At 61.1% G+C, this 26351-nt stretch carries 20 protein-coding genes; 13 read left to right on the forward strand and 7 right to left on the reverse strand.

The window, feature by feature from the left end:
- The first annotated feature begins 12 nt into the window (after window positions 1–12).
- The 13 genes from rpsA (at window position 13) to HYP802_RS0105845 (ending at window position 12579) form a co-directional block, all read left to right on the forward strand.
- Window positions 13–1734, forward strand: coding sequence for a 30S ribosomal protein S1 (gene rpsA, locus HYP802_RS0105780; RefSeq protein ID WP_013946183.1), 1722 nt, complete (start codon window positions 13–15; stop codon window positions 1732–1734).
- 201 nt (window positions 1735–1935) lie between these two features.
- A complete protein-coding gene (sppA, locus tag HYP802_RS0105785) occupies window positions 1936–2901 on the forward strand; it encodes a signal peptide peptidase SppA (RefSeq protein WP_013946185.1) in 966 nt (321 codons plus the stop codon).
- 32 nt (window positions 2902–2933) lie between these two features.
- A complete protein-coding gene (gene ihfB, locus HYP802_RS0105790; RefSeq protein ID WP_013946186.1) occupies window positions 2934–3224 on the forward strand; it encodes an integration host factor subunit beta in 291 nt (96 codons plus the stop codon).
- A gap of 44 nt (window positions 3225–3268) precedes the next feature.
- Window positions 3269–3619 (forward strand): LapA family protein, encoded by a 351-nt coding sequence (locus HYP802_RS0105795; protein ID WP_013946187.1) that lies wholly within the window; start codon window positions 3269–3271, stop codon window positions 3617–3619.
- 177 nt (window positions 3620–3796) lie between these two features.
- Window positions 3797–4447: a phosphoribosylanthranilate isomerase gene (locus HYP802_RS0105800; RefSeq protein ID WP_013946188.1), complete on the forward strand. Its 651-nt coding sequence runs from the start codon at window positions 3797–3799 to the stop codon at window positions 4445–4447.
- A gap of 59 nt (window positions 4448–4506) precedes the next feature.
- On the forward strand, window positions 4507–5748 hold the full coding sequence (trpB, locus tag HYP802_RS0105805) for a tryptophan synthase subunit beta (protein ID WP_013946189.1): 1242 nt from the start codon (window positions 4507–4509) through the stop codon (window positions 5746–5748).
- Between the two features lie 2 nt (window positions 5749–5750).
- Window positions 5751–6581, forward strand: a complete 831-nt coding sequence (gene trpA / locus HYP802_RS0105810; RefSeq protein ID WP_013946190.1) for a tryptophan synthase subunit alpha — start codon at window positions 5751–5753, stop codon at window positions 6579–6581.
- 179 nt (window positions 6582–6760) lie between these two features.
- On the forward strand, window positions 6761–7840 hold the full coding sequence (gene accD / locus HYP802_RS22120; protein ID WP_013946191.1) for an acetyl-CoA carboxylase, carboxyltransferase subunit beta: 1080 nt from the start codon (window positions 6761–6763) through the stop codon (window positions 7838–7840).
- Between the two features lie 34 nt (window positions 7841–7874).
- Complete coding sequence (locus HYP802_RS0105820; protein WP_024275323.1) at window positions 7875–9224, forward strand: folylpolyglutamate synthase/dihydrofolate synthase family protein; 1350 nt, start codon at window positions 7875–7877, stop codon at window positions 9222–9224.
- A gap of 242 nt (window positions 9225–9466) precedes the next feature.
- Complete coding sequence (adh, locus tag HYP802_RS0105830; protein ID WP_013946193.1) at window positions 9467–10987, forward strand: aldehyde dehydrogenase; 1521 nt, start codon at window positions 9467–9469, stop codon at window positions 10985–10987.
- A gap of 111 nt (window positions 10988–11098) precedes the next feature.
- A complete protein-coding gene (locus HYP802_RS0105835) occupies window positions 11099–11473 on the forward strand; it encodes a DUF779 domain-containing protein (protein ID WP_013946194.1) in 375 nt (124 codons plus the stop codon).
- Between the two features lie 26 nt (window positions 11474–11499).
- Window positions 11500–11928, forward strand: a complete 429-nt coding sequence (locus HYP802_RS0105840) for a DUF779 domain-containing protein (protein ID WP_013946195.1) — start codon at window positions 11500–11502, stop codon at window positions 11926–11928.
- 51 nt (window positions 11929–11979) lie between these two features.
- A complete protein-coding gene (locus HYP802_RS0105845; RefSeq protein ID WP_024275325.1) occupies window positions 11980–12579 on the forward strand; it encodes a cysteine hydrolase family protein in 600 nt (199 codons plus the stop codon).
- 70 nt (window positions 12580–12649) lie between these two features.
- On the opposite strand, the gene trxA is transcribed toward HYP802_RS0105845, so the two are convergent.
- The 7 genes from trxA to ahcY all read right to left on the reverse strand — a co-directional run bounded on the left by trxA (window position 12650) and on the right by ahcY (window position 26249).
- Window positions 12650–12982 (reverse strand): thioredoxin, encoded by a 333-nt coding sequence (gene trxA, locus HYP802_RS0105850; RefSeq protein ID WP_013946197.1) that lies wholly within the window; start codon window positions 12980–12982, stop codon window positions 12650–12652.
- Window positions 12983–13079: 97 nt separating this feature from the next.
- Entirely contained in the window at window positions 13080–16667 is a 3588-nt protein-coding gene (addA, locus tag HYP802_RS0105855) for a double-strand break repair helicase AddA (RefSeq protein WP_024275326.1), read from the reverse strand.
- Entirely contained in the window at window positions 16664–19780 is a 3117-nt protein-coding gene (gene addB / locus HYP802_RS0105860; RefSeq protein WP_024275327.1) for a double-strand break repair protein AddB, read from the reverse strand. The genes addA and addB overlap by 4 nt, the downstream gene beginning before the upstream one ends.
- A complete protein-coding gene (locus tag HYP802_RS0105865) occupies window positions 19780–20520 on the reverse strand; it encodes a nucleotidyltransferase family protein (protein WP_024275328.1) in 741 nt (246 codons plus the stop codon). The genes addB and HYP802_RS0105865 overlap by 1 nt, the downstream gene beginning before the upstream one ends.
- Window positions 20521–20545: 25 nt before the next feature.
- Entirely contained in the window at window positions 20546–22093 is a 1548-nt protein-coding gene (gene tsaE, locus HYP802_RS0105870) for a tRNA (adenosine(37)-N6)-threonylcarbamoyltransferase complex ATPase subunit type 1 TsaE (protein WP_024275329.1), read from the reverse strand.
- A 12-nt stretch (window positions 22094–22105) separates the two neighbouring features.
- A complete protein-coding gene (locus HYP802_RS0105875; protein WP_245261465.1) occupies window positions 22106–24610 on the reverse strand; it encodes a PAS domain-containing sensor histidine kinase in 2505 nt (834 codons plus the stop codon).
- Window positions 24611–24839: 229 nt separating this feature from the next.
- The gene (ahcY, locus tag HYP802_RS0105880; RefSeq protein WP_024275331.1) at window positions 24840–26249 is read right to left on the reverse strand and encodes an adenosylhomocysteinase; all 1410 of its coding nucleotides are present in this window, start codon (window positions 26247–26249) and stop codon (window positions 24840–24842) included.
- Window positions 26250–26351 lie beyond the last annotated feature (102 nt).

Raw genomic sequence — 26351 nt, forward strand, 5'->3', positions numbered from 1 at the left:
CTAGGAGACCTAATGTCCGCCGAACTCGCTACCAAAGAACTTAACCCCTCGCGCGAGGATTTTGCCGCCCTCCTCGCTGAAAGCCTTGCCAAGGACGACCTGTTCGAAGGTTCCGTCGTTAAGGGCAAGATCGTCGGCATCGAAAAAGACATGGCGATCATCGACGTCGGCCTGAAGATGGAAGGCCGCGTTGCGCTTAAGGAATTCGGCGTCGGTGGAAAGCCCGGCGACCTCAAAGTCGGCGACACCGTTGAAGTCTACCTGGAGCGCGTCGAGAATGCGCTCGGTGAAGCGGTGCTGTCGCGCGACAAGGCTCGCCGCGAAGAAAGCTGGACGCGCCTTGAACGCCTCTATGAAAAGGGCGAAAAGGTCACGGGCGTCATCTTCAATAAGGTCAAGGGCGGTTTCACCGTCGATCTCGACGGCGCCGTCGCGTTCCTTCCGGGCAGCCAAGTCGATATTCGTCCGGTTCGCGATATCGGACCTCTGATGCATCAGCAGCAGCCCTTCCAGATCCTGAAGATGGATCGCCGTCGCGGCAACATCGTCGTTTCGCGTCGTTCGGTTCTCGAAGAGAGCCGTGCAGAGCAGCGCACCGAGATCGTCGCGCGTCTGGCCGAAGGCCAGATCATCGACGGCCTCGTCAAGAACATCACCGACTACGGCGCCTTCATCGACTTGGGGGGCATCGACGGCCTGCTGCACGTCACCGATATGGCATGGCGCCGCGTCAATCATCCGTCCGAGATCCTCAACGTCGGCGATACGGTGAAGGTGCAGATCATCCGCATCAATCCGGAAACGCAGCGTATTTCGCTCGGCATGAAGCAGCTGCAGTCGGATCCGTGGTCTTCGATCGAGAGCAAGTATCCGATCGGCGCCAAGGTGAAGGGCACCGTCACGAACATCGCTGATTACGGCGCGTTCGTTGAGCTGGAGCCGGGCGTTGAAGGCCTGATCCACGTCTCGGAAATGAGCTGGACGAAGAAGAACACGCACCCGGGCAAGATCGTTTCGACGAGCCAGCAGGTCGAAGTGCAGGTTCTCGAAGTCGATCCGCAGAAGCGCCGTATCTCGCTTGGCTTGAAGCAGACGCAGGAAAATCCGTGGGATTCGTTCCTGACGCAGCACCCGAAGGGTTCTGTCGTCGAAGGCCCGATCCGCAACATCACGGAATTCGGTCTGTTCATCGGCCTCGACAACGGCATCGACGGCATGGTCCACCTGTCCGACCTCGACTGGCAGAAGCCGGGCGACGAAGTCATCAAGGACTACAAGAAGGGCGACAACGTCAAAGCCGTCGTTCTCGACGTCGATGGCTCGAAGGAGCGCATCTCTCTCGGTATCAAGCAGCTCGCCGGCGATCCGGCCGACGCGATGGCGAAGTACAAGAAGGGCGATGCCGTGACCGGTACGGTCACGTCGGTCAGCGATGCCGGCATTGAGGTTCGCATTGCGGACAGCGAGCTGACGTCGTTCATCAAGCGCGGCGATCTTTCGCGTGACCGCTCTGAGCAGCGTCCTGAGCGCTTCAACGTCGGCGACAAGGTCGATGCGGCGGTTCTATCCGTCGACAAGGCTGCACGCCGCATCGCGGTTTCGATCAAGGCTCTCGAGTTGGCTGAAGAGAAGCAGGCGGTTGCTCAGTACGGCTCGTCCGACTCGGGCGCTTCGCTGGGCGACATCTTCAAGGCCGCGATCAAGAAGCGCGAAGGCGCCGAAGAGAACGAATAAGGCCAAGGCCGGCAACGGTCTTGAAAGGAATATTAATAGGCGCGCGGCAAACCCTTGCCGCGCGCTTAACTTTTGTACGAGACGCCGCAGCGTGCCCCGTTGCCCGCGAGGCAAACCTTGCCTACGTTCGCGCGCAGAATGCATCCCGTGCTGGTGGCCCCCCGGTTCTCCCAGCTCGAATGCCGAGGGAGAGGCTACCCTATGCTTGAAACGGAAACTGTTCTCGACCGCCGCCGGCTTCGCCGTTCGGTCTCGATTTGGCGCGGTCTGGGACTTGCCGCGATCGCCGTAGCGCTTGGCGCTTTGGCGCTGGGGGGCAACAAACTCGCTACGTTGGCGGGCGAGAAACAGATTGCGCGGGTGACCATTACCGGCACGATCACCGAAGATCGCGATCAGCTTCAAATGCTGAAGGACATCGCCGACAACGACAGCGTTTCCGGCGTGCTGATCTTCATCAACAGCCCCGGCGGCACGACAACGGGTGGTGAGGCGCTTTACGAGGCGATCAGGGCGCTCGCCAAGAAGAAGCCGGTTGTGGCCGAATTCGGCACCATGGCGGCCTCGGCCGCCTATATCGCCGGCATTGCCACCGACCATATCGTGGCGCGTGGCAACTCGATCACCGGCTCTGTCGGCGTCATCGTGCAGTGGCCGGAATTCGTACAGCTGCTCGATAAGATCGGGGTTAAAGTCAATGAAGTGAAAAGCGGTCCGCTGAAGGCGTCGCCGTCGCCGTTCGAGCCATTGGATGATGGTAGCAAGAAGGTCATCCAGGACATGATCGCGGATGGCTTCAAGTGGTTCGTGGGCTTGGTCGAGACCCGCCGCGGCGTGAAGGCGGCCGATATTCCGGGCCTACTCGATGGTCGAATCTTCTCCGGCCGGGAGGCCCTGCAGGCCAAGCTCGTCGACCAGATCGGCGGCGAGGATGAGGCCGTGAAGTGGCTGAAGGACGTGAAAAACGTTCCCCAGAACGCCAAGGTTACCGACTGGAAGCCTGAAAAATCAGGGAGTTACGGGATTCTGGGCATGTCCGCGGGCATCGCCGGGTGGCTGTTCGGGCCATCGGCGGCCGATGCAACAAATTTTTTGCTTCGTGATCGGACGATTTCAACACTCGGGCTTGACGGTCTTCTCTCAGTTTGGCACCCTTCTGAAAAATAACGATAAATGGCCGTCGAGCTGGGGAGCGAAACGTGATCAAATCGGAGCTGGTGCAGAGGATCGCAACTGCCAATCCTCACCTTTATCATCGTGACGTCGAGCGCATCGTGAATGTCATTTTCGATGAGATCGTTGACGCTTTGTCGCGAGGAGATCGCGTCGAGCTTCGTGGTTTCGGCGCATTCACCGTGAAACATCGGGCGTCTCGGCAGGGAAGAAATCCGCGGACTGGGTCAACAGTCGCAGTTGCCGAGAAGTTCGTCCCGTTCTTTAAGACCGGCAAAGAGCTTCGGGATCGGCTCAATAAGCTCAACGGTCACTGAGCGAAAAGTTCAGTCGCCGATCGAAAGCCGAAATGAGGTCCGTCATGTTCAGGCGCATTCTGTCGCTTCTTATCGGCTTTCCGCTCGGCATCATTCTGGTGGCGATTGCGGTTTCCAATCGTCAACCGGTCGATCTGATCCTTGATCCGTTCCGGCCGGAAACACCTGCGCTTTCGATTGAACTGCCTTTCTATATTTATCTGCTGGCGGCGCTTGTCTTGGGTGTCGTTCTCGGCGGTATCGCCACGTGGATGGGGCAGAGCCGATGGCGTCAGACCGCCCGCTCTCAAGGCCGCCGTGCGGCGCGATGGCAGGCTGAAGCCGACCGTCTCACGCGCGAGCGTGAAACCGAGGCGCCTGCTGCAAGCGGTCAGTTGGCTATCTCCGGCCGCTGATTTTTCGCGCTGCTTTCGAGCGTCCTCGACGTTTTATCACGCAACGGCTGCGACTTACGGATTGCACCAGAGTGCATATCCGATCGGACCGGTCGAAGGTGCGGACTTTCATTGCATTGAAGCGCTGGCAAAAGCAGCGTCTCATGAGTAACCCGACGGCCTAACTCGCGAAACTTTATGAGCATTAGCGCAAAAATTTGCGGGATCTCGACTTCTGAAGCATTGGACGCGGCCATTGCCGGCGGCGCCGATTACGTCGGATTTGTTTTTTTCGAAAAAAGCCCGCGTCATCTCGAAATCAGCCGGGCCAAGGAGCTTGCGGCGTTGGCGCGCGGACGCGTGAAAAGCGTCGTGCTGACGGTCAACGCCACCGACGAAGCACTGCGCGAGATCGTCGATGAAGTTTCGCCCGACGCGCTGCAGCTTCATGGCAGCGAAACACCGGAACGGGTTGCTGAAATCAAAAAGCTGTTCGGACGTCCGGTGATCAAGGCTATCTCCGTCGCGACGGCTGAGGATGCACGGAAGGCAGGCGCTTATGTGGGCATCGCTGACCTTATCCTTTTCGATGCGAAGGCCGTTCCCGGTGCGGACTTGCCGGGCGGCAACGGGCGTACGTTCGATTGGGCGGCGCTTGATGGCATGTCGGACAATCTGCCGTTCATGTTGTCGGGTGGTCTGAGCCCTGACAACGTCGCGGCGGCGATCGCCCGGACACACCCCGTTGCGGTCGATGTTTCGTCGGGCGTCGAGATAGCGCCCGGCGTCAAAGACCCCGAGCGAATCCGCCGCTTTCTTCAGGCAGCGAAGACCGCTAAGCACACCTAGACATTCTCTCTCCCAATGCGGGAGCAAGGCGACACAGCGAGGCCTTTACGGCGACCGACATGGCAACCACATCGACGAAGGCGGCGGAAGCCGCGCTCAACAGTTTCGCAACAGGACCGGACGAGAGGGGCTTTTTCGGCATCTTCGGCGGCCGCTTCGTCGCCGAAACGCTGATGCCGCTGATCCTTGATCTCGAACGCGCCTACGAGGCGGCGAAGGTGGATGCGGAATTTCAGCGCGAGCTGAACAATCTCAGCTTGACGTATGCGGGGCGCCCGAGCCCGCTCTATTACGCGGAGCGCATGACAGCGGAGCTTGGCGGCGCCAAGATCTATTTCAAGCGTGAAGAGCTCAATCACACCGGCTCGCACAAGATCAACAATTGCCTTGGCCAGATCCTGCTGGCGCGGCGCATGGGCAAGACGCGCATCATCGCGGAAACCGGTGCAGGTCAGCACGGCGTTGCGACGGCGACGGTCTGTGCGAAGTACGGCATGCCGTGCGAGATCTACATGGGTGCAACCGACGTCGAGCGGCAGGCGCCGAACGTTGCGCGCATGGCTCTCCTCGGCGCCAAGATCAATCCCGTCACCTCTGGTGCAGGCACGCTGAAAGATGCGATGAACGAAGCGCTGCGCGACTGGGTAACGAACGTTCGCGACACATATTATCTCATCGGTACGGCGGCAGGTCCGCATCCCTATCCGGCGATGGTGCGCGATTTCCAAGCGATCATCGGCCGGGAAGTGCGCGAGCAGATGATGGAGGCGGAAGGCCGTCTTCCGGATACGCTGGTCGCGTGCATCGGTGGTGGCTCGAATGCCATCGGACTGTTTCATCCGTTCCTCGATGATAAGGACGTCGCGATCTATGGCGTCGAAGCGGGCGGTCACGGGGTCGATGTCGAGAACGGCCATGCGGCGTCGATGACGGGTGGCTCGCCGGGCGTTCTGCACGGCAATCGCACGTATCTCTTGCAGGATAGCGACGGACAGATCCTCGAAGGGCATTCGATTTCGGCGGGCCTCGATTATCCAGGCGTCGGGCCGGAACATTCGTGGCTGAAGGATATCGGCCGCGTGACCTACGTTCCGGCGACCGACACGGAGGCGCTTGATGCGCTGACGTTCTGCACGCGGCTTGAGGGCATCATTCCGGCTCTCGAGTCGAGCCACGCGCTGGCGCATGTGAAGAAGCTCGCGCCGACGTTGCCGAAGGACCACCTTCTCGTCGTCAATATTTCTGGCCGCGGCGACAAGGATCTGGCCACAGTCGCGAAGCATCTAGGCATGAAGATCTGACGATGACCAAGCACGAGACACGCATCGACGCGCGCTTTGCGGCGCTGAAGAAACAGAAGCGCAAGGCGTTGATCACGTTTGTGACGGCGGGCGATCCCGACCTCGAAACGAGCGCGGCGATTTTGGACGATCTGGTCAAAGCAGGGGCCGACATCATCGAGCTCGGCATGCCGTTTTCCGATCCGATGGCGGACGGTCCGGCGATCCAGGCGTCCTCGCAGCGGGCTCTCAAGGCCGGCCAAAACATGATCAAGACGCTCGAAATGGTGCGGGCATTTCGCACCAAGGATGATGCGACGCCAATCGTACTGATGGGCTACTACAACCCGATCTACGTCTACGGCAACGAGCGCTTCATCAAGGATGCGAAGGCGGCGGGCGTCGATGGTCTGATCGTCGTCGATGTGCCACCCGAGGCCGACGACGAGCTGTGTCTGCCGGCGCTTAAGGCCGGGCTGAACTTCATCCGGCTCGCAACGCCAACAACGGACGCGAAACGTCTTCCAGCGGTACTGCAGAACACGTCAGGTTTTGTTTACTACGTGTCGATCACCGGCATCACCGGGGCCGCCGCGCCCGTAGTGAACGATGTTCACAATGAGGTGAAGCGGATCAAAAGCGCGACACCGCTGCCGGTTGTGGTGGGCTTTGGCGTCCGGACCGGCGAGCAGGCGCGGGCAATTGCCCGGGGAGCAGACGGCGTCGTGGTCGGCTCGGCTATTGTGTCGGCCATCGAAAAGTCTTTAGGATCAAAGGGTGAGCCAAGCGGGACGACCTGCGAGAGCGTTTCTCGACTGGTCCGTGAATTAAGCTCGGCACTAAGCGCCGACTAGCGCTTTTCCTTGATTAGCTCTATTGGATACGGCCTTCTGCACCCCATGTCCGGTCCATGTCCGAGCGCCGGTTCGCCATGGAGCGCCAAAGATGGGCGGACTGAGAGAGGGGTGCCATTGTGCCCGCACGCTGATGCGGTAAGCACACCTTATAGCGGCTTTTGAGGAGCCAACGGGACGTGAATTGGATCAATAACGTCGTTCGCCCGAAAATCAGCGGGCTTTTGTCGACGGCGAAGCGTGAGGTACCGGACAATCTCTGGGTGAAGTGCCCGGAGTCGGGCCAGATGGTTTTTTACAAAGACCTCGAGGCGAACCAGTTCGTTGTACCCGGCTCGAACTATCATATGCGCATGGGTTCGCAGCAGCGGCTGCAACATCTGTTCGATGCTGGCGAGTATCGGACGGTCGCCGTTCCGACCGTGCAGCAGGACCCGCTGAAGTTTCGCGACGGCCGCAAATACACGGATCGTCTGAAAGACGCCAAGGCCGAGACCAAGCTCGAAGACGCTGTTCTCGTCGGTGAAGGCCAGCTCGAAGGCATGCCGATCGTCGCCGCGGCTCAGGATTTCCGCTTCATGGCGGGCTCGCTCGGCATGGCTGCGGGCGAAGCGATTATCGCGGGCATGCTGCGCGCCTTGGAACTCAAGACGCCGTTCATTCTGTTTGCGGCCTCGGGCGGCGCGCGCATGCAGGAAGGCATCCTGTCGCTCATGCAGATGCCGCGCACGACGATTGCGGTGCAGAAGCTGCGCGATGCGCACCTTCCCTATATCGTTGTTCTCACCGATCCGACGACCGGCGGCGTTACGGCATCATACGCCATGCTGGGCGACGTCCATATTGCAGAACCCGGAGCGCTCATTTGCTTTGCCGGTCCGCGCGTCATTCAGCAGACGATCCGCGAGCAGTTGCCGGACGGCTTCCAGCGCGCGGAATACCTGCTGTCGCATGGCATGATCGACATGGTCGTGCATCGTCATCAGATGCGCGAGACTTTGGCGCGCGTCTGCCGGCTGCTCATGGGCGGGGCCACGGTTAAGGCTTCGAAGAGCACAGGCAAGGTCAACGGCAAGCCATACGTCAACGGTTCATCTGTCGACAGCAACGTCATCGAGACGGCGGCTCGTGAGTCCGGCGTGGTCGAGCCTGAGGCCGTGCCGAACAGCCAGCGGTTCGAACCGGCCAAGGCGGACAAGCCGAAGCGTGACGAGACTGCAGCTTCGGCGGCACAGAAAGATGCGCCGCGGAGCGCCTAACGAACCCTTCAAAAAAAATGCGGGGCGCACGGATATGACCTCGTCGACGAAACGGCGGACCAGCGACGCGATTCTGGCCGACATGATGCTCCTGCATCCGAAGCTGATCGACCTGTCGCTCGGCCGGGTGGAGCGTCTACTTGCGAAGCTCGGTCATCCGGAAAAGAAGCTGCCGCCCGTCGTCCATGTCGCCGGGACCAATGGCAAGGGTTCGGTGACGGCATATCTTCGCGCGTTCGCCGAGGCGGCGGGGAAGCGCGTCCACATCTACACGTCACCGCATCTCGTGCACTTTCACGAACGCATCGCGCTCGCCGGCGAAGGCGGGAAGGCGCAAGCGATCGACGAGGATGCGCTCGTCGATGTGTTGACGCGCGTGCATGCGGTGAATGACGGCGACGACATCACCCAATTCGAGATTACAACGGCGGCAGCCTTCCTGGCGTTTTCGGAGCGCCCCGCCGATGTGCTGCTGCTTGAGGTCGGCCTTGGCGGCAGGCTCGATGCAACGAACGTGATCGCCAGGCCCGCGCTGACGGTCATCACGCCGATTTCAATGGATCATGCCGAGAAGCTCGGCCCGACCCTCGGCAAGATCGCGTTCGAGAAAGCCGGCATTTTGAAATCCGGTGTTCCCGGCATCATTTCGCAACAGACGGATGATGTGCTGACTGTGCTTGAAGGTCGAGCCCGGACGATCGGTGCGCCGCTGACCGTTTGGGGCCGGGACTACGACGCTTACGAACAGGCCGGGCGCTTGGTCGTGCAGCGAGAAGATAGGCTACTCGATCTGCCGCTTCCGGCGCTGATCGGCCGGCATCAGATCGTCAATGCTGGAACGGCTGTAGCGGCGGCGCTCGTTCTTGGCGAGACGGTTCCGGAGCTTGCTGTCGACGAACGCGCCATCGAGGAGGGGCTGCGGACGGTCGAATGGCCGGCGCGCATGCAGCAGCTCACATCAGGTCCGCTGCCGGCCATCCTCGGTGAGGAAGCCGAGCTGTGGCTCGACGGCGGTCATAACCCGGCCGCGGGCGATATGCTCGCCGATACGCTTGCAACGCTCGATGAGAAATCTCCCAAGCCCGTCTATCTGATCGTCGGGATGATGGGTGGCAAGGACTCACTCGGTTTTCTGGCGCCGTTCCGCGGGCTCGTTCGTGCGATCTACACCGTACCGATCCCCGGTGCGCATGAGGCGCCGCACAGCGAAGAGGATCTTGCGGAGGTCGCCAGAAACGCCGGTATGCAGTCGCTTGATCGCAAAAACGTGATCGACGCGCTGCAGACGATTGCGGGGCTGCCTGAAGGTCCGAAGCGAGTTTTAATCTGCGGTTCGCTTTATTTGGCGGGCCATGTGCTTTCCCTTCAGCAAGGCCTCGAATAAGCTGCAACGGCGGTGTTTGCCGGCTTGCGCCAAGTCAAGGCGGGGCATCCGACGTCCGGCGTTTTTTCGGTTCAGCGGTCCGCGAAATGCGCTAGGTTAGAGCGACTATATCGGTCTGCAGCTCCTACTGCAGGCCTGTTGCGGCACCCCAAGAACGGAGCCATAGAAACCAAGCTTCCAGCACGACCAACACCAAAGCAAATAAGATCGCCGAACAGGCGTCATTCCGGAGGAGATGAAGCATGCAGCACGTAGCTATGGATAAGCTCAAAGGCCGGCAAATCATCAAGCCGCGCTATGACAATTTCATTGGTGGAAAGTGGGTTGCGCCGGTGCGCGGCCAATACTTTTCCAACGTGACGCCGATTACCGGCCAGCAGGTTTGCGAGATCGCGCGTTCAACGGCGGAAGATATTGAACTGGCGCTCGACGCTGCGCACAAGGCGCGCGAATCCTGGGGCAATGCCTCGCCTGCCGAGCGCGCCCGCGTACTGGCGAAAATCGCCAATCGGATGGAAGAAAATCTCGACGTCCTGGCGCTTGTCGAGACCATCGACAACGGCAAGCCGATCCGCGAGACGACGCACGCCGACCTGCCGCTCGCGATCGATCACTTCCGCTATTTTGCGGGCTGTATCCGCGCGCAGGAAGGTTCGATTGCCGAGATCGACCACGATACCGTCGCCTATCATTTCCATGAGCCGCTCGGCGTCGTCGGGCAGATCATTCCATGGAACTTCCCGCTTCTGATGGCAGTCTGGAAGCTGGCACCTGCGCTTGCCGCCGGTAACTGCGTCGTGCTGAAGCCCGCCGAGCAGACGCCGATGTCGATCATGGTTCTGATGGACATCATCGGCGATATCCTGCCGGAAGGCGTCGTCAACGTCGTCAACGGTTTCGGTGTCGAAGCGGGTAAGCCGCTGGCGCAGAACAAGCGCATCGCCAAGATTGCCTTCACGGGCGAGACGACGACGGGTCGCCTCATCATGCAGTACGCGTCGGAAAACATCATTCCGTGCACGCTGGAGCTGGGTGGCAAGTCGCCGAACATCTTCTTCGCCGACGTGATGGATGCGGACGACGAGTACTTCGACAAGTGCCTCGAAGGCTTCACGATGTTCGCGCTGAATCAGGGCGAAGTTTGCACCTGTCCGAGCCGTGCGCTGATCCAGCGCTCGATCTATGAGAAGTTCATGGAGCGGGCTCTTGAGCGTGTCGTGAAGGTGAAGCAAGGTCATCCGATGGACGCTTCGACGATGATCGGTGCGCAAGCGTCCAACGATCAGCTCGAAAAGATCCTGAGCTACATCGAGATCGGCAAGGGCGAAGGCGCTCGCGTCCTGACGGGCGGCCGTCGTGCCAACCTCGGCGGTGAACTCGCGGGCGGCTACTATGTCGAGCCGACCGTGCTCGAAGGCCACAACAAGATGCGCGTCTTCCAGGAGGAAATCTTCGGACCGGTCGTTTCCGTTACGACCTTCGAAGACGATGCGGAAGCGCTGGCGATCGCCAACGACACGCTCTATGGCCTCGGCTCGGGCGTGTGGACCCGCAACGGTACGCGCGCGTATCGCATGGGCCGCGGTATCCAGGCTGGCCGCGTCTGGACGAACTGCTATCACGCCTATCCGGCGCACGCTGCGTTCGGTGGCTACAAGCAGTCGGGCATCGGCCGCGAGACGCACAAGATGATGCTCGATCATTATCAGCAGACGAAGAACATGCTCGTCAGCTATAGCCCGAAGGCGCTCGGCTTCTTCTGAGCCTTCGCGCTTTAAGAGTTCCGCGGGGCGCGTTCCGGCAACGGATGCGCCCCGTTTGCGTTTGCCTCTTATCGATATGTTTCGCCCCGACCAAAGAGACGGGATGCTCGGATGACGTCGGTCAAGATTTCAGCAACGCCAGAAGCTCGGGCTGCGCTTGCGCAGGCCCGTGACGATCACGGGCCGCTCATGCTTCATACAAGCGGTGGTCGTGTGGGAGGGCGGCAGTATCCGATTTGTCTACCGGCTCAGGCGTTGCGGATCGGGGCGCGCGATCATCTTCTTGGCGAAGTCGACGGTGTGCCGGTCTACGAAATGGAGGATCGCGACGGAGGTGTCGCCTGTCGTGCGCGTGCCTATGTTCTGGATATCGCGCCTGGACCAGCTATCGGCTTTTCGCTGCCTGCGGGGGCTGGGCAGCGTTTTACATTGATGCCCGTTGCGGGAGAGACTTGCTCTCAGGAGAGCGTTGATAAGAAGAATTAGAATTGCGAGCCCTCGCGGAGGAAAAAATGACAACCGAAACGGCGGAAAAATTTGAATCTCAAGTGTCGCGGGTTTCCTGCACGCAGGCGGCGCTCGATCTCATCAACAAACTCATCGGCATTCACGGCCCCTTGTTGTTTCATCAGTCCGGCGGATGTTGCGATGGCAGTGCGCCGATGTGCTATCCGCGCGGCGAATTCAAAGTCGGCGCGCAAGACGTCTACATGGGCGAGATCGGCGGCCAGCCGTTTTATATGGGCCGCTCCCAGTTCGAATATTGGCAGCACACGCATCTGATCATCGACGTTGTGCCGGGGCGTGGATCGGGCTTTTCTGTCGAGAGTCCGGAAGGCGTTCGCTTCCTGACGCGGTCACGCATTTATACGGATGCCGAGAACGACGAGCTGGATGCGCTCGGTCCTCCGCCGACTGGTGCAGAGCATCCGCCGATGTAAGCTTTTTTCCATTCGATGCGATAAACGCGACTTAGAGCAGGATTCCTGAAGATGCCGGTTTCACGCACGCTGCGCGATATCACGGGTATGGGCTACACGCCCGCGAGTGTCGCGCATTCGGCGCTCATCTTGATCGACTGTCAGAACACGTACCGGGAAGGCGTGATGCAGCTCGAAGGTGTCGAGCCGGCGCTTCTCGAATGCCAGTCCCTTTTGAGCCGCTATCGCAACGCGGGGCGGCCTGTCATTCACATCCAGCACGATGCCGGTCCTGGCACGCCCTACGATGTGCGCGACAGCATCGGCGCGATCGCCGACATCGTTGCCCCGCGTGATGGCGAGCCGGTCGTCGTGAAGAACTATCCAAGCTCTTTCGAGAAGACCAATCTCGATGATCTGCTCAAAGGCTATGGTGTCGAGGAGGTCGCGCTTGTCGGCTTCATGACGCACGTCTGCGTGAATTCGACCGCGCGCGCTGCGTTCAATCACGGCTATCGCGCGACGGTGATCGGACACGCAACGGCGACGCGGTCGCTTCCCAATCCGTCCGGCGGTGCGGTTTCGGCCAAGGATCTGCACGAGGCAAGCCTGGCGGCTCTCAACGATATTTTCGCTGTTGTCGTGCCGACGATCGATAAAATTGCCGACTGAAGCGCTCTGTTTCGCGCAAACAAAAAGCCCCGCGCGAAGCGGGGCTTTCGTTATCCGAGTGCGGCAGGGCTTAAACCGAAGCTGCGACGCTGGAGTTGATCCAGTCTTCGAGCTTCTTCTTCTGCACGATGGCGCCGGTGTGCTGAGCCGCAACCTTGCCGCCCTTGAAGATCAGCAGCGTCGGCATAGCACGAATGCCGTAATGGCCGGTCACCTGCGGGTTCTCATCGACGTCGACTTTGACGACCTTGACCTTGCCGGCCATTTCCTTGGCGACCTGGTCGAGGGCGGGTGCCATTGCCTTACAGGGGCCGCACCACTGGGCATGGAAGTCAACAACGACAGGTTCGCTGGACTTCAGGACTTCAGCTTCGAAGCTTGCATCGGTCACTGCGTTAGACATTGATTCTTCTCCATTTCCGGGCCGGTTTCTGTCGTCCGGGCCCGTTTGCCGCGGTCGCGGGCAATGCAAAAAACCGACACCACAAGTAGGGATTAGCTCAAACAGCGTCAAGGCTGCCCAGGTTCAGGTCCCAAAGGCGGCCCGTATAGGCATCGAGGACGTCTGCCGGAATTTCCATGAGTCGTGGGCCGTCCGTCCAGAGGAGTGCCGCCCGGACGGTCTTGCCGGGATAGATTTCATGGAGGGCGAGGCGGTAGGCCGCGAGCTGGTAAAGATAAGCGTCTGCAACCAGATGGACCTCGGCGGGCGGCGGCCGGTTGGTCTTGTAATCGATGATCAAGACTTCCTGCTCGGTGATCGCGATGCGGTCGATCTGGCCCGACAAATCGAGCGCCGGGCCTGTGCCTGCCGGACGTGGAATGACGGCCGCGAGAGGCGCTTCAGCGACGCTCTGCGGCCCGAAGATCGCAGCGAAGGCTGGATCGTTCAGAACGGCAAGCGTTTCGCGGACTACGCTCGCGCGGACCTTGGCTGGAAGAGCCGCGCCGCGCCATTCAACGAAGGTCTCTGCGATTTCTGCGCGACGATCTTCATTAACGGATGGCAGATGCTGCAAAAGCGCATGAGTGAGGGTGCCCCGCAGGAACCGGTTGGGGCCGCCGACTGAGAGCGGCGATGGGCTGTCGTACGTCGCGGCGGCATCGCGCTTTGCCGGTGCAGCAGGTTCGCCTTCGGCGTCAGGCGCGTAAGGCTCCAGGCGCGATGGCGCGAGCGGCACGGAGAGTTTGGGCTCGGCCGCTGCGCGCTGGGTGGCGAAATCGGGGCGAGCAAGAATTTCACTCTCAACACCTTTTTCATGTTTTGGTTTTTCAGGCGCTGCGATCTGTGGCGTTTCCTTGCGCCAGATCTTCTGGCCGTCGTCACGCACGATTTCGGTCATGTCCGGCGTGAGCGCTTCGGAGACGACCTCATACCAGCATCCCGGCGCCTTGCCGCGCTTGCCTTCGAAGCCTGCGATATAGAGCCGGTCTCGTGCGCGCGTCATTGCAACGTAGAGCAGCCGATTTCTCTCTTGTGTATCGAGCGCCTCTTTCTTAGCGCGGGCATTGCTGACGGCGGGCACTTTCGACGTGCCTTTAACGGCCCAGACGATGGGTTCGGCAACCCCATCCGGTCTGGCAATGTCGCCGAGTTTCACGAGCCGCGATGTGGCGTCTTCGCCTGACGCGGTCGTGCAGGTATCCGGCAGGAACACAATCGGGGCTTCAAGTCCCTTGGCGCCATGCACCGTCATGACGCGGACCTCGTCGCGGCCGTGGTCCATGTCGCGTTTCACTTCGGGGTTCGCGGCGCGCAGCTTCGATAGAAATTGTGTCAGCGACGGCGGATTGCTTTCATCGTACGACAGCGCGAGATCGAGAAATTCGTCGATGATGTCGGCGGCTTCGGGGCCGAGGCGGTTCAGCATGAGCGCGCGCATGCCGTCGCGTTCAAGAACGGCCGAGTAGAATTCGAATGGCGGTGTGAAGTCGGCTTTGGCGCGCCAACGCTTTAGCGTTTCGGCGGCGAAGACGTATTGGTTTTTGACGGCTGCCTTATCGATCAGGGCTTTCCAGAGCGTCTTCTGCTTGCGGTCGTAGGCGATGTCGAGCAGGTCGTGATCGTCGAAATCGAAAAGCGGACTCTTGAGAACGGTCGCGAGTGCCAGATCGTCCTCGGGCAGCGTCAGGAAATCCCCCAGCACCATGAGATCCTGCACGGCGATCTGTTCGATCAGCTTGATCCGGTCGGAACCGGCGACCGCAATGCCACGGCGCTTCAGGGCGGCGACCATCGGTACGGCGAAGGGATGGCGTTTGCGCACGAGGATAAGAATGTCGCCGGGCGTGATGGGCCGGTTCTCAGAGAGCAGCCGTTCGCCGCTTTTGAGCCAAGCTTGGATCGTGTCAGCAATGCGATCGGCAAGGCGGTTGGCGGGCGATTGCTCCTTGCCGTCGGAAAGCGGCTGCCATGGATCGGCGCCGGTGGTGTCGTCCGATTTTTCCGTGTCCCAGATTTCGACAACGCCCGCGTGCCCGACGCGGTTTGCGACGTGGGTGATGACGCCCTCATTCGCCATCAGGCCCGGCGTTCGTTTGATGTCGCTGAAGACTTGGTCGACCGCATCGAGGACAGGCTTGACGGTCCGGAAGGACAGAGTGAGGGGTACGCGCTTCCAGGTGCGCTGCGCTTGCATCGCGAGTTCGGCGAAGCGTCGGCCCATATCCGCAAACTTTTCAGGTGCCGCGCCTTGGAACGAATAGATGGATTGCTTCTCGTCGCCGACGGCGAACAGGGTGCGTGTCGCGCTGCCTGCCCCTGCATCTGAGAAGAACTCGCGCGCCAGTCCAGAAACGATCTCCCATTGCTCGGGGCTCGTGTCCTGCGCCTCATCGACCAGGATATGATCGAGACCGCCGTCGAGCTTGAAGAGCACCCATTGCGCTTGGCCGTTGTCGCCGGCCAGCAGGTCGCGCGTTTTCAGTATGAGGTCGTCGAAATCGAGTGCGCCAGCTGCGCTTCGGGCGGCGGCATAGCGACGGAGCACATCGCCCGCGATGCGATAGAGCGCGAGGGATGCTTCGACGAGCGTCAGCGCGCGTAGCTCTCGAGTAAGATTGAAGAAGTTCTGTTGTGCCTGTTGGCAACGGCCGTGTAGCCCCGGCTTTTCGTCGCTCAACGCCTTCGTCATCAAGCTTTTGCGAAGGGCTTCGCCCTTATCGGTGAGGAAATAGTCGGAGAGAATATCGGCGCGGCGGCGATGGTTGTTTTCACCAAGCGCGGCAGTGAGCTTCTCCCCGTTGCCGGTGTCCGTCTTTTTTCCCTTCAGCAGATGTTCGGTGAGTTCGCGAAGGTCGTCTGGCGAAAGCACGTCTGCGCATTCGCGATGGAGATCGGCGACAGCAACGGCCGCGCGGATGCCAAGGTGCTGACGAAGCAGCGTGTCCATCAAGGACAGTTCTTCGACGACGTCGCGCGGGCTGATATGTGCGGTTGCTTCGAGCCACTTGCGCTCTTCGACCGCTTTCGAGATGAGCTGGTCGAATTGCGAATCTGCGGCGTAGCGAATGATAACGTCGAGCGCTTTGCCAAGCGGGGAGCTCGGATTGCTGGTCGCGAGCGTCAGCGTCGCTTCGATGGCGTCGGCTTTGAGATCTCCTGCGGCGACGTCGTCGAGGATTTTGAAATCCGGCGGAACGCCCGCTTCGAGGGGAAAGCGCTGTAGCAGCCGCTCGGCGAAGGCGTGGATGGTCTGGACCTTCAGGCCGCCTGGCGTTTCGATGGCATGAGCAAAGAGCGTGCGGGCGTGCGCCATCAGGCTATCGGGGACGGTTTCGCCTGTTACCTCCTTTAGATCTTTGCGCAGCACGTTGTCTTCGGCGGTCACCCAGCCTGCGAGGCGGTCGAAGACGCGCTTCGACATTTCCGCGGCGGCAGCCTTCGTGAAGGTGAGGCAGAGAATGCGTTCAGGACGCGTGCCGGCGAGCAGCAGGCGCAGCACGCGCAATGTCAAAACGTGGGTCTTGCCGGTTCCTGCGTTAGCGTTCACCCAGGCGGAATTCAGCGGATGCGATGCCGCGCTCTGGTTGGCGTCGGTCTCGCGCTGAATGTCTTCGACGGAGATTTTTTTGACTTCGAGGTTCATGACGAGGCCTCGTCTTCGACATGGGCAGACCATTCCGCCACGCGGGCGAGATGGGCGTAGGCGTCGTAATCGTAGCGATAGCCGGGACGGCGGATGGCGCGATATGGCGTTTGCGGATTGTCGAAGGTCGCTATCAGTTGCTCGAGGCCCGTGCGTGCTTCGGCAGCGAGGGCGCCGACGTCGTCGGTTTTGACGATGCGTTCCTCTCCTGGCGGCTCACTGCCGGAAGCGCGAATATAGCGCAAAGCCTGGACCGAACGCCGTGACAGGTTGGGAAAGCCCGTTTCGCTCGCTGCAATGGCGGCTTCGAGCGGAAGCTGCGGCGAGCGACCGGATTTGACTGCGGTATCGCTTGGTGCAGCTCCTGTCTTGTAGTCCGTTATGACGATAGCTGTTCCCAGATCGTCGATGCGGTCGGCGCGAGCTGAGAGCGTGAAGGGCTCGGCCAATCCCGTAAGCACGAGGCGGCCGGAGGTCTCAGCGATGACGCTATCGACGCCGGTGCGGCGAGCCGCTTCGGTCATCGCAAACCATTCAAGGAAGCGTTCGAGACGCGGCAACCAGAATGCTGCGATCCGCGGATGGCCCGTAAAACTTTCGAGCACGCTGGTCGCGATGCGCTTGAGTTCGCTCTGCGGATCGGCGGGGAGGGCAGCAGGGAATGTCCTGGTGAAATCCGCAACGACCTTATGAATGATGCCGCCGCGAAGACTTGCGTCCGGCTCGGCGCCAAGCTCGGGTAATGGCTCAACCGCAAGGATGCGGCGGGCAAAGATCGCGTAAGGGTTGCTCGTCCAGCGTTCCACTTCCGTCACGCTCATTCGACGTGGACGCATTTCAAATGGAGGCCTGGGTTCCGGAGCCTGAATAGTGCGGCGGTTTTGCGGATCAATGTGATCGCGCGCGCGCGCCCATCCGAGCCAGGGCTTTTCGGCTTCGAGCACGGGAAGCAGATTCATGCCCTTCAGCAGCGCCGTCACGCGCATCAGCCAGCGCGATGGGACAGTCGGCACGCCATCGACTTTTTCGGCGCGCGTGAGATAGACGGTTTCGGCGCCGAGCAGCGAGATGAAATCGTGCGCGGCACGGCCGATTTCTTCTTCCGGTGACGGCAGACCGAGTTCGGTGCGCATCGGCCGGTTCAGCCACGCGCCGGGTTCGGCTGCTTCGGGCCACGTGCCTTCATTGAGCGAACCGACGATCAGGACGTCGGGTTGCTGTAAGCGGGCTTCGAACGGTCCCCAGATCGAGATGCGTGGATGCACGGCCGTTCGTTCGCGGACGTTCGCACGCGATAGAAGCGTCGCGTAGAGATCGGCGTAATCGGCGGCGCGGATTTCGACCTTGGGTGTGTCGGGATTCAGCAGATCGGCGAAGAAACGCGAAGCCATCTCGCCGGCCTCGCCTTGCCAGAGCTGGTTTTGCTCGGATGACACGCCGCGCTCGTCTTCTGGCCATGCTGCAAGTGCTTCTGCTGCCGCTGCGTGCGCGCGTGCGAGGTCTGCAAGCGTGTGTTGATCGTCGGAGGCATAGAGTTCGCTGAGGGAGCCGAATGCGTCGGCCATTTTGAGGACAAGTGCTCGCGCGCCTTCGGTGTCTTCCGGCCAAAGCCGTTCGGCGGCGCGGTGCTTGCGCTGGTCTTCGTCAAGATCGGCGTGGTCGAGCGCGGCGAGGATGCCTTCAATACCTCGGCCGAGATAGGGCCTGCGAAAAGCACTGATCTCGAGCGCGCGTGCAAAGCGGCGGATGTCGAACGCCTTGAAGCCGATGCGGCAGAGCGGGTGGCGGAGAAGTGCCATCGTTTCGGCCGGTGCAAACCTGCTGACGACGGTATTGATGACGAGTGCGAGGAAGGCGCCCGGAACGGTCTTGGCGAAGGGACGCCCCGCGCTGTCGTCGACGCGAATGCCCCAAGCTTCGAGACGGATCGCTACGCGACGCGCCAGCAAGCGATCAGGGGAGACAAGGGCGGCCTTGCGGCCCGGCGTTTCGATCGCTTCGCGTAGGATCAGCGCGATTGTTTCGGCTTCATCTTGTGCTGACGGTGCTTCGATCAGTGAGACGCCAGCGAGGCCCTTGGCGAGGTCATTGCGGTTCGCGTGCGTGGCAAAGTCATGCCAGAGGTTGGTTGTCGCCGAGGGGCGCATCGCTTCGCTGAAGAAGGCGGAGCGTGTGCGGCGCGCTGCGTCGATTTCCGCTCCCGGCAATTCGCGCACATCGGCGCGGGAGACGCCGAGATCGTCGAGAAGCTTCTTCAAGCCGAATTGCGGATGCTCGGGATGCTCTGGCCTGATCCTGTTCCAGCTGCCCTCGTCCAACGAGGTGTCGAGAGCGGGCAGCACGACAGCGCCGGAGGCGTGCGTAGCGACGGCGCGCATGAGAGAGACGGTCGCGGGAATGGAGCCGGTAACGCCCGCAACGATCACGACCTCGTCGGGCTTCAGGCGAGCAATGCGTTGCGTTTCGGCGAGGATCAATGCGTTGCGGCGCGCTTCTGGCGAGGCGAGGCCGTTGGCCGCGAGATAGGCGGGCCAGAACTCGGTGACAATCTTGAGAAATTCGACCGTTTTCTTCCAGTGCTCGGAATAGTTTTCCGGTACGAGGTTTTGGATGCCATCCAGTGAGACGTTCTCGCGCTCGATGTCGTCCATCAGCTTGGCGAGTTCGGTGGCGAGCTGGGCGGCTTGCGCGGGCGTCGAGCCAAGAGCCGTCTTGTCTGTAGACGCTGCGGCCATCGTCCGCCGCCAATGGCCGACGAGCTGCATCAAGACCAGCATCCGATTGAGTGGATTGATCGCTGGAGTCTGCTCAAGTGCGTCGATGCCGGAGGGGCCGAGTTCAAGCAGATTGGAGATCAGTGAGACGTCGTCGTCGCCCTCGGAAATTGGCTGGATGCGCGGCATGATCAGCGCGCGTGTGTGGGCGACGGAGAGAAAGGCTTCGCGCGCGGCGCGTGCAGCGCGTCGCGTCGGCAGCAGCAGCGTGATTTTCGGAAGCGAGAGGATGTCGGGAGCGTTGCCTCCGGGCCGCGGCAGGTCTCCCTTCAAAATCGCGCGCGCGAGCGCTTCCAGAAACGGGACACCGAGCGGCAGAGTGAAGACGTTCGGCGCCATCAGTCGGAACTCGTCGTCAGCGGTTCCATCAGGGCGGCTTCGGCTTCGGCCAGCGCTTCGGGCGTACCAACGTGCATCCAGATGCCTTCGAGGCGCAGGCCAAAGAGGCGCTCTCTTTCGATGGCTTGGTTCCAGAGCTTGTTGAGTGAGAACGGGCCTGCTGGAGCACCATCGAACAAGCGCGGGTGCGCGATCGAGACGCCTGCGAAAACAAACGGCGCCATCTTGGGGCCGGATTGGCGCGTAAGCCGGCCCATCGGGTCCATTTGAAAGTCACCGCGGCCGTCATAGCCGATGCTTGCTGCTAGCGGCGCAACCAGCATCAGGCTATCCATCGTCGTCTCATCCCAGGCGTCCAGCAGCCGATCGAGGTTCGAGCCTAATCCCTCGATCCAGACGGAATCGGAATTATGGATGACGAAGGGATCTTTTCCGAGCTTCGGCAGCGCGTGAAGCGCGCCGCCGCCGGTATCGAGCAAATGCTTGCGCTCGTCGGCGATCATGATCTGTGGCTTGGCGCGGTGGGCAAGGTGCTGTTCGATCTTGTCGGCAAGGTAATGGACGTTGACGACGGCTTTTTTGATCCCTGCGGAGGCGAGGCGGTCAAGCACGTGGTCGATCAAGGGTTTGCCGCCGAGCGGCACGAGCGGTTTTGGGATCGTGGCGGTCAGGGGGCGCATGCGCTCGCCTTTGCCGGCAGCCAGGACGAATGCGCTAGTTGGGCGCTTGGCGGACGTCATATCGAATGCGTCTCCGGAATTCGGGTTAAATATTCAAGGCTTCTGCGCGCAGGCTGCGAGGCAGGTTGTCGTCATACCATGCCCTCAGCGGTGCGAGAGCCTCATGCTGCAGATCCCGTTCGAGATACCCCCAGATGCGTGGCACATGGGCCAAATATTGCCGTTTTCCGTCCCGGGCGGCGAGACGGGCAAAGATACCAAGGATTTTGGTGTTTCGTTGGGCGCCGAGCGCGGCATAGCTGAATGCAAATTTAGGGGGGTCGAACGCGGGATCGCGGGCGCTGATGGCGGCGAGGTAACGCGCGAACATCCGCTTTTCCAAGTCTTCCGGAACGTCGAGGCGCGCGTCCTGGAGCAGCGAGACGAGATCGTAGGCCGCCGGCCCGATCATGGCGTCCTGGAAATCGATGATGCCGACGTCGCGGGGCGGCGTGCGATTGTCGAGTGCGATCAGGTTCGGAGAATGAAAATCGCGCAGCAGCCACGTTTTGGGTTGCTTGAGAATGCGATCGAAAACGGTTTGCCAGAGTCCTGTGAATGTGTCGCGCGCGGCCTGGGGCGCGGGACCTCCACGAAGCGCGGGCCAATACCAATCGAGAAGCAGTTCGGTTTCGATTTCGAGAACGCCGCGATCGGCAACAGGCAGCTCGAACATGGTGCCGTCGGAGAGCGAGATCCTTTCGGGCGGCGCGGTCGCTTGAACGGCGATGAGCGCATCGACACCACGCTGCCAGAGAGTCCCCTGATCGCGGCCTTTTTTGACTTCGGCGCCAAATACGGCGTCGCCGAAATCTTCGATCAACAGCAGACCAGCGGATAAGTCTTCCGCGAGAATGTGCGGCACCGAAAGACCGGCGGCTTCAAGCGTTCGGTCGATGGCGACGAAGGCTTTAACGTTTTCTGCAAGGTGCGCGATGGCGCTGTAGGATTTGCCATCGCGGATCGGCGGACCGTCAGGCTTTTGCGGGGCGTCCATAAGGATGGCGCGCGAGCCGTCAGCCTTCACGAGGCGAGCGTAGCGGCGCGGCGAGGCATCGCCTTGGAGATAGCTGAAAGCTGTTGCGGCATCGCCCCAGCCGCTGCGATTGAGGAATTTGCGGATTACAGCAAAACGTTCGAGCCGGGCGGTGGGATCGACGGCGGCTTCGAGGCGAACGTCGCGGCGGTCGAAAGCTGTCGTCTCGTCGAAGCGAAGCGTTAGCCGGTCTGCGGCGATGCGGCCGTCACCGCGCGAGGGCCATTCGACGATGGCGATCCCGCGAGAGAGTGCAGCGTCGAGGCCAAGCTCGTCGATTTCGCTCGGATCAGACAGGCGATAAAGGTCGAAATGTGCGATCTCGAAGCGCGGCGTCTCGTAGGACTGCACGAGCGTAAATGTCGGGCTTGGGATTTCGAGTTCGGCGTCACCTGCTACAGCGCGGATGAAGGCGCGCGCGAATGTCGATTTTCCGGCACCCAAATCGCCTTCAAGGGCCAGCGTGTCGCCGGGTTGGACGAGAAATGCGATTTCCTGCGCTAAGCGCGAAACGTCGCCTTCGGTGAGATCTGGAAATGAAAAGACCGTATGTGTCATGGCGCCCGCTTTTTACGCTGCGCGCGAGCCGCCCGCCAGTCTCTCAGTGCTGCCGCCGGAGCCGCCCGCGGCGCCGTCCGTCGTCTGAGCGATCGGTTCTTCCGGGATGCGAACCATGACGCGCGTACCACGGCCCTCTTCCGATGTGATTTCGATGGTGCCGCCGTGAAGTTCTACGAGGCTTTTGGCGATTGAAAGGCCGAGACCGGCGCCCCGGTGCTCGGAACCGCGGCTGCGGCTTTCGAAGCGCTGGAAGACCCGGCCGATCTGGTCCTTCGGGATGCCGATGCCGTCATCCTCGACGCGGAAATTGATCATGCCGTTTTCACGCCAGCAGGCGAGGCGGACCGTGCCGTTGACTTTCGAGAAGCCGACGGCGTTTGACAGAAGATTGTAGAGGACCTGACGCATGCGCGCTTCGTCCACCATGATTTCGGTGACGTCGTCGGCGACCGCAATGTCAATGGTGAGGCGAGAGCGGACGGCGCGTTCGCGAATGCCGAGGATCGCTGCGTCGATGATAGCGCGGACGCCGGCCGGCGCGAGCTTCAGTTCCAAGCCACCCGCTTCGATCGTGGTCAGGTCGAGAATGTCGTCGATGATCGCGAGCAGCGTTTTCGACGACGACATGATGTCGGCGAGGTATTCGCGCTGCTTGGCGTTGAGGGCGCCGAAGATCGGACTCGCGAGCATATCTGAGAAGCCGATGATCGTGTTGAGCGGAGTTCTTAGCTCATACGAGATGTGACCGATGAAATTCGTTTTGAGGCGGTCGGCGGCGATGAGCGCTTCGTTGCGTTCGACGAGAGCACGTTCGGCGCGCTTGGCATCGGTGACGTCGGCGAATGTCAGAAGCGTGGCGCCATCCGGTAGAGGCATGAGCGCGTAGTCAATAACGAAGTTATCGGTGCGATCCATCTGGCCTGAGAACGTCTCGCGCTCGTCCTGGAAGGCGGTGACGGCGCGCCCGATACGCAGCCACGTGCCGGCATCGGGAAACAGCGATTGAACGGCGGCGATGATCTCGCCGATGTGCGGCAATTCATTCAGTTTGCGCGGCGGGATCTGCCAGATGTCGCAGAACGCGCGATTGAAGAGCTTCAGGCGTCCGTCGGTGCCGAACACAGCGACGCCTTCTTTCAACGCATCAAGCGTTTCGCGCTGGACGTCGATGAAGGCGTTATATCGGCTTTCGAGTGCGATGCGGTCGGTTTCGTCGGAGAAAAGGTAGGTCACGCCGCCGTCTGCGCGCTGTTCGGCGATGACCTTCACGATGCGGCCGTCGGTCAGGTGCCAGACATCTTCGAGTGGCGTGCCGGTGCGCGAGGTCGCAAGTACCTGCACTTTCCAATCGCGGTGGCTGACGACGGGCGGCAGAGCGCCGATTTCGCGCAGGCGATCGAGAATGTCGCTATCGGTCGGGCGGGTGACCAGCCAATCCGGGTCGAGCGACCAAAGATTTGCGAAAGCCGTATTGTGGAAGACGAGTTTCTGATCGCGGTCGAAGATTGCGACCGCCGTTTCGACGCGGTCGAGAGTGCGATCGTAGGCGGCAACCTGGCGGTCGAGTTCACCTTGCGCGGTTTCGATGTCGGTTACGTCGACGGCGGCGCCAGCGGTCATGCCATCGACCGGCAGGATGACGATATCGTGCGGCTTGCGCTGGCCGCCCGCGATCAAGTGCACGCGGGACTTATAGCTGTCGCCGGATGCAACAGTCTTTGCGATCTGGCGGCGTTGGCGCGTTTCGAGCAACTCGATCTGACGTTCGAGAACTTCAAGCTCGCTATCGGCTTCGACGGCCTTGACGTAGGCAGAGTTGACCCACACCAGACGGCCTGCCGTATCGCGAAGCCAAACCGGCATCGGCAGCGTTTCGAGCAGAGCGCGGCTCGAGCGGATGTCGCGCGCCAGCGCGTCGTGCTGTTCGTCGATGCGGGCGATCTGGGCTTTGTAGGTCGATACGTCTTTGAAGCGGAGCACTGCGCGGCCACCGGCGGCGCGGCCTTCGGCTTCGAGCGTGCCGCCTGCGATCGTCTTTAAGATGATGTTGAACGATCGGCCATTGGTGAACAGCTTGTCGAGCGCGGCCTTGACCGTGTCGGCGGATGGTACTTCCAGCCATTGGCCAAAACGCAGGATCTCGGCGTGCTGATCCGGAAGGCCGGGGATGCCGGTGAGCGTGTGCGAGACGATGCGGACGGCCTGTCCCTGCTCCCAGAAGATCAGGACTTGGGGCTCGGCGCGGATGATGGCGTCGGCGGCAGCAAGGTTGCGGCGGAGGTGCTGGCTTTCGGTTTTGGCCTTTCGTGCCTCTTTCCGCGCGACGCTCGCCATGTGCCAGACGATGAGGGCGGCGATGAACACCGCGCCGGCGACAAGGCCGCCAACAGCGAGCTGGCGAAAATCAAACGACGCTACAGTGGCGCTGCGAGCGCCCACGAGTACGGTCAACAGGGTGGCAACCAAACCCATCGCCGCCGCCAGCAGCAGCGCGAGCTGGAGCTTGGTTCTCAATCGTCGGCCGGATGGTGGAGTCGTCGGCATCATATTCCATTGCGCATAAAAGCTGGCGATCCGTCAGGTGCAGACGCGCCTATGCAATCCGAGTCTCGCGACGCGAATCACTTTCAGTATGGGGCTCTAGGGGAACGGCCGCCACCGCGGGAGCGTGCGCAAATTGAAACGGCGCCAGAGTGTTTCCCTGGCGCCGCGTTTCTCGTCTTTTTGCCGGCCTGAAACGATCTCAGTACCGATAATGGTCGGGCTTGAACGGGCCTTCCGGCTTGACCCCGATGTAGGCTGCCTGATCCGGGCGAAGCTTCGTCAGGCTGGCGCCAATCTTGGCGAGATGCAGCATCGCGACCTTCTCGTCGAGGTGCTTCGGCAACGTATAGACTTCCTTCTTATACTTGCCTTCGTTCGTGAATAGCTCGATCTGCGCCAGCGTCTGGTTCGTGAACGACGCCGACATGACGAACGAGGGGTGACCCATGGCGTTGCCAAGGTTCACAAGGCGGCCTTCCGACAACAGGATGATGCGACGGCCGGTCGGGAACTCGATCTCGTCGACCTGTGGCTTGATGTTGGTCCACTTGAGGTTCTTGAGACCGGCGACCTGAATTTCGTTATCGAAGTGGCCGATGTTGCAGACGATCGCCCGGTCCTTCATGGCACGCATGTGCTCGACCGTGATGATGTCCTTGTTGCCGGTGGCGGTGACGAAGATGTCTGCGCGCGGGGCGGCGTCTTCCATCGTCACGACTTCGTAGCCTTCCATCGAGGCCTGAAGTGCGCAGATCGGATCGACTTCCGAGACCATCACGCGACAACCGGCGTTGCGCAGCGAAGCCGCCGAACCTTTGCCGACGTCGCCGAAGCCAGCAACCATCGCGACCTTGCCGGCCATCATGACGTCCGTGCCACGGCGGATACCGTCGACGAGGCTTTCACGGCAGCCGTAGAGGTTGTCGAACTTCGACTTGGTGACCGAGTCGTTGACGTTGATCGCGGGCCACAGCAATTTGCCTGCCTTCTGCATGTCGTAGAGACGATGCACGCCGGTGGTCGTTTCTTCCGACACGCCCTTGATGCTTTTTGCGATCTCGGCGAAGTAACCCTTGGGCTTTTCCTTCAACTGCTTCTTGAGCAGTGCGAAGAAGACTTCCTCTTCCTCGGAGCCGGGCTTGTCGAGAAACGCGGTGTCGCCGTTCTCGGCGCGCAGACCGAGGTGGACGTACATCGTGGCGTCGCCACCATCATCGAGGATCATGTTCGGATGGCCGCCGCCGTGCCAATCGAACAGTTTTGCGGTGTAGTCCCAGTAATCCTTCAACGTCTCGCCCTTGATGGCAAAGACGGGGATGCCGGCTGCTGCGATGGCTGCGGCGGCGTGGTCCTGGGTCGAATAGATGTTGCAGGACACCCAGCGGATGTCGGCGCCGAGGGCGGCAAGGGTCTCGATCAGCACGGCTGTCTGGATCGTCATATGCAACGATCCGGCAATGCGCGCGCCCTTCAGCGGCTTTGCAGCGCCATATTCCTCACGGGTCGCCATGAGGCCCGGCATCTCGGTCTCGGCGATGGCGATTTCCTTGCGCCCCCACTCGGCGAGGCCGAGATCCTTGACGATGTAATCGGAAAATTTCGTGCTCATGCGGCTCAGTTCCTCATAGATGCACCGTGACCTGCACCGCGTCGGCGCAGACAGCGCGCGTTCCATGCTCCCGTACCGGGTTGCATGCCGTCTTGGACTTTC

The organism is Hyphomicrobium sp. 802, from assembly GCF_000526135.1.
In the GTDB taxonomy this organism is placed as follows: domain Bacteria; phylum Pseudomonadota; class Alphaproteobacteria; order Rhizobiales; family Hyphomicrobiaceae; genus Hyphomicrobium_B.

Coding starts and splice junctions, on each gene's coding strand:
- HYP802_RS0105840 (WP_013946195.1), top strand. CDS start 11,500: ATGACAACCGAAACGGCGGAAAAATTTGAATCTCAAGTGTCGCGGGTT.
- rpsA (WP_013946183.1), top strand. CDS start 13: ATGTCCGCCGAACTCGCTACCAAAGAACTTAACCCCTCGCGCGAGGAT.
- trxA (WP_013946197.1), bottom strand. CDS start 12,982: ATGTCTAACGCAGTGACCGATGCAAGCTTCGAAGCTGAAGTCCTGAAG.
- HYP802_RS0105800 (WP_013946188.1), top strand. CDS start 3,797: ATGAGCATTAGCGCAAAAATTTGCGGGATCTCGACTTCTGAAGCATTG.
- HYP802_RS0105845 (WP_024275325.1), top strand. CDS start 11,980: ATGCCGGTTTCACGCACGCTGCGCGATATCACGGGTATGGGCTACACG.
- HYP802_RS0105865 (WP_024275328.1), bottom strand. CDS start 20,520: ATGACGTCCGCCAAGCGCCCAACTAGCGCATTCGTCCTGGCTGCCGGC.
- adh (WP_013946193.1), top strand. CDS start 9,467: ATGCAGCACGTAGCTATGGATAAGCTCAAAGGCCGGCAAATCATCAAG.
- HYP802_RS0105820 (WP_024275323.1), top strand. CDS start 7,875: ATGACCTCGTCGACGAAACGGCGGACCAGCGACGCGATTCTGGCCGAC.
- addB (WP_024275327.1), bottom strand. CDS start 19,780: ATGGCGCCGAACGTCTTCACTCTGCCGCTCGGTGTCCCGTTTCTGGAA.
- addA (WP_024275326.1), bottom strand. CDS start 16,667: ATGAACCTCGAAGTCAAAAAAATCTCCGTCGAAGACATTCAGCGCGAG.
- trpA (WP_013946190.1), top strand. CDS start 5,751: ATGACCAAGCACGAGACACGCATCGACGCGCGCTTTGCGGCGCTGAAG.
- tsaE (WP_024275329.1), bottom strand. CDS start 22,093: ATGACACATACGGTCTTTTCATTTCCAGATCTCACCGAAGGCGACGTT.
- HYP802_RS0105835 (WP_013946194.1), top strand. CDS start 11,099: ATGACGTCGGTCAAGATTTCAGCAACGCCAGAAGCTCGGGCTGCGCTT.
- sppA (WP_013946185.1), top strand. CDS start 1,936: ATGCTTGAAACGGAAACTGTTCTCGACCGCCGCCGGCTTCGCCGTTCG.
- HYP802_RS0105795 (WP_013946187.1), top strand. CDS start 3,269: ATGTTCAGGCGCATTCTGTCGCTTCTTATCGGCTTTCCGCTCGGCATC.
- ahcY (WP_024275331.1), bottom strand. CDS start 26,249: ATGAGCACGAAATTTTCCGATTACATCGTCAAGGATCTCGGCCTCGCC.
- trpB (WP_013946189.1), top strand. CDS start 4,507: ATGGCAACCACATCGACGAAGGCGGCGGAAGCCGCGCTCAACAGTTTC.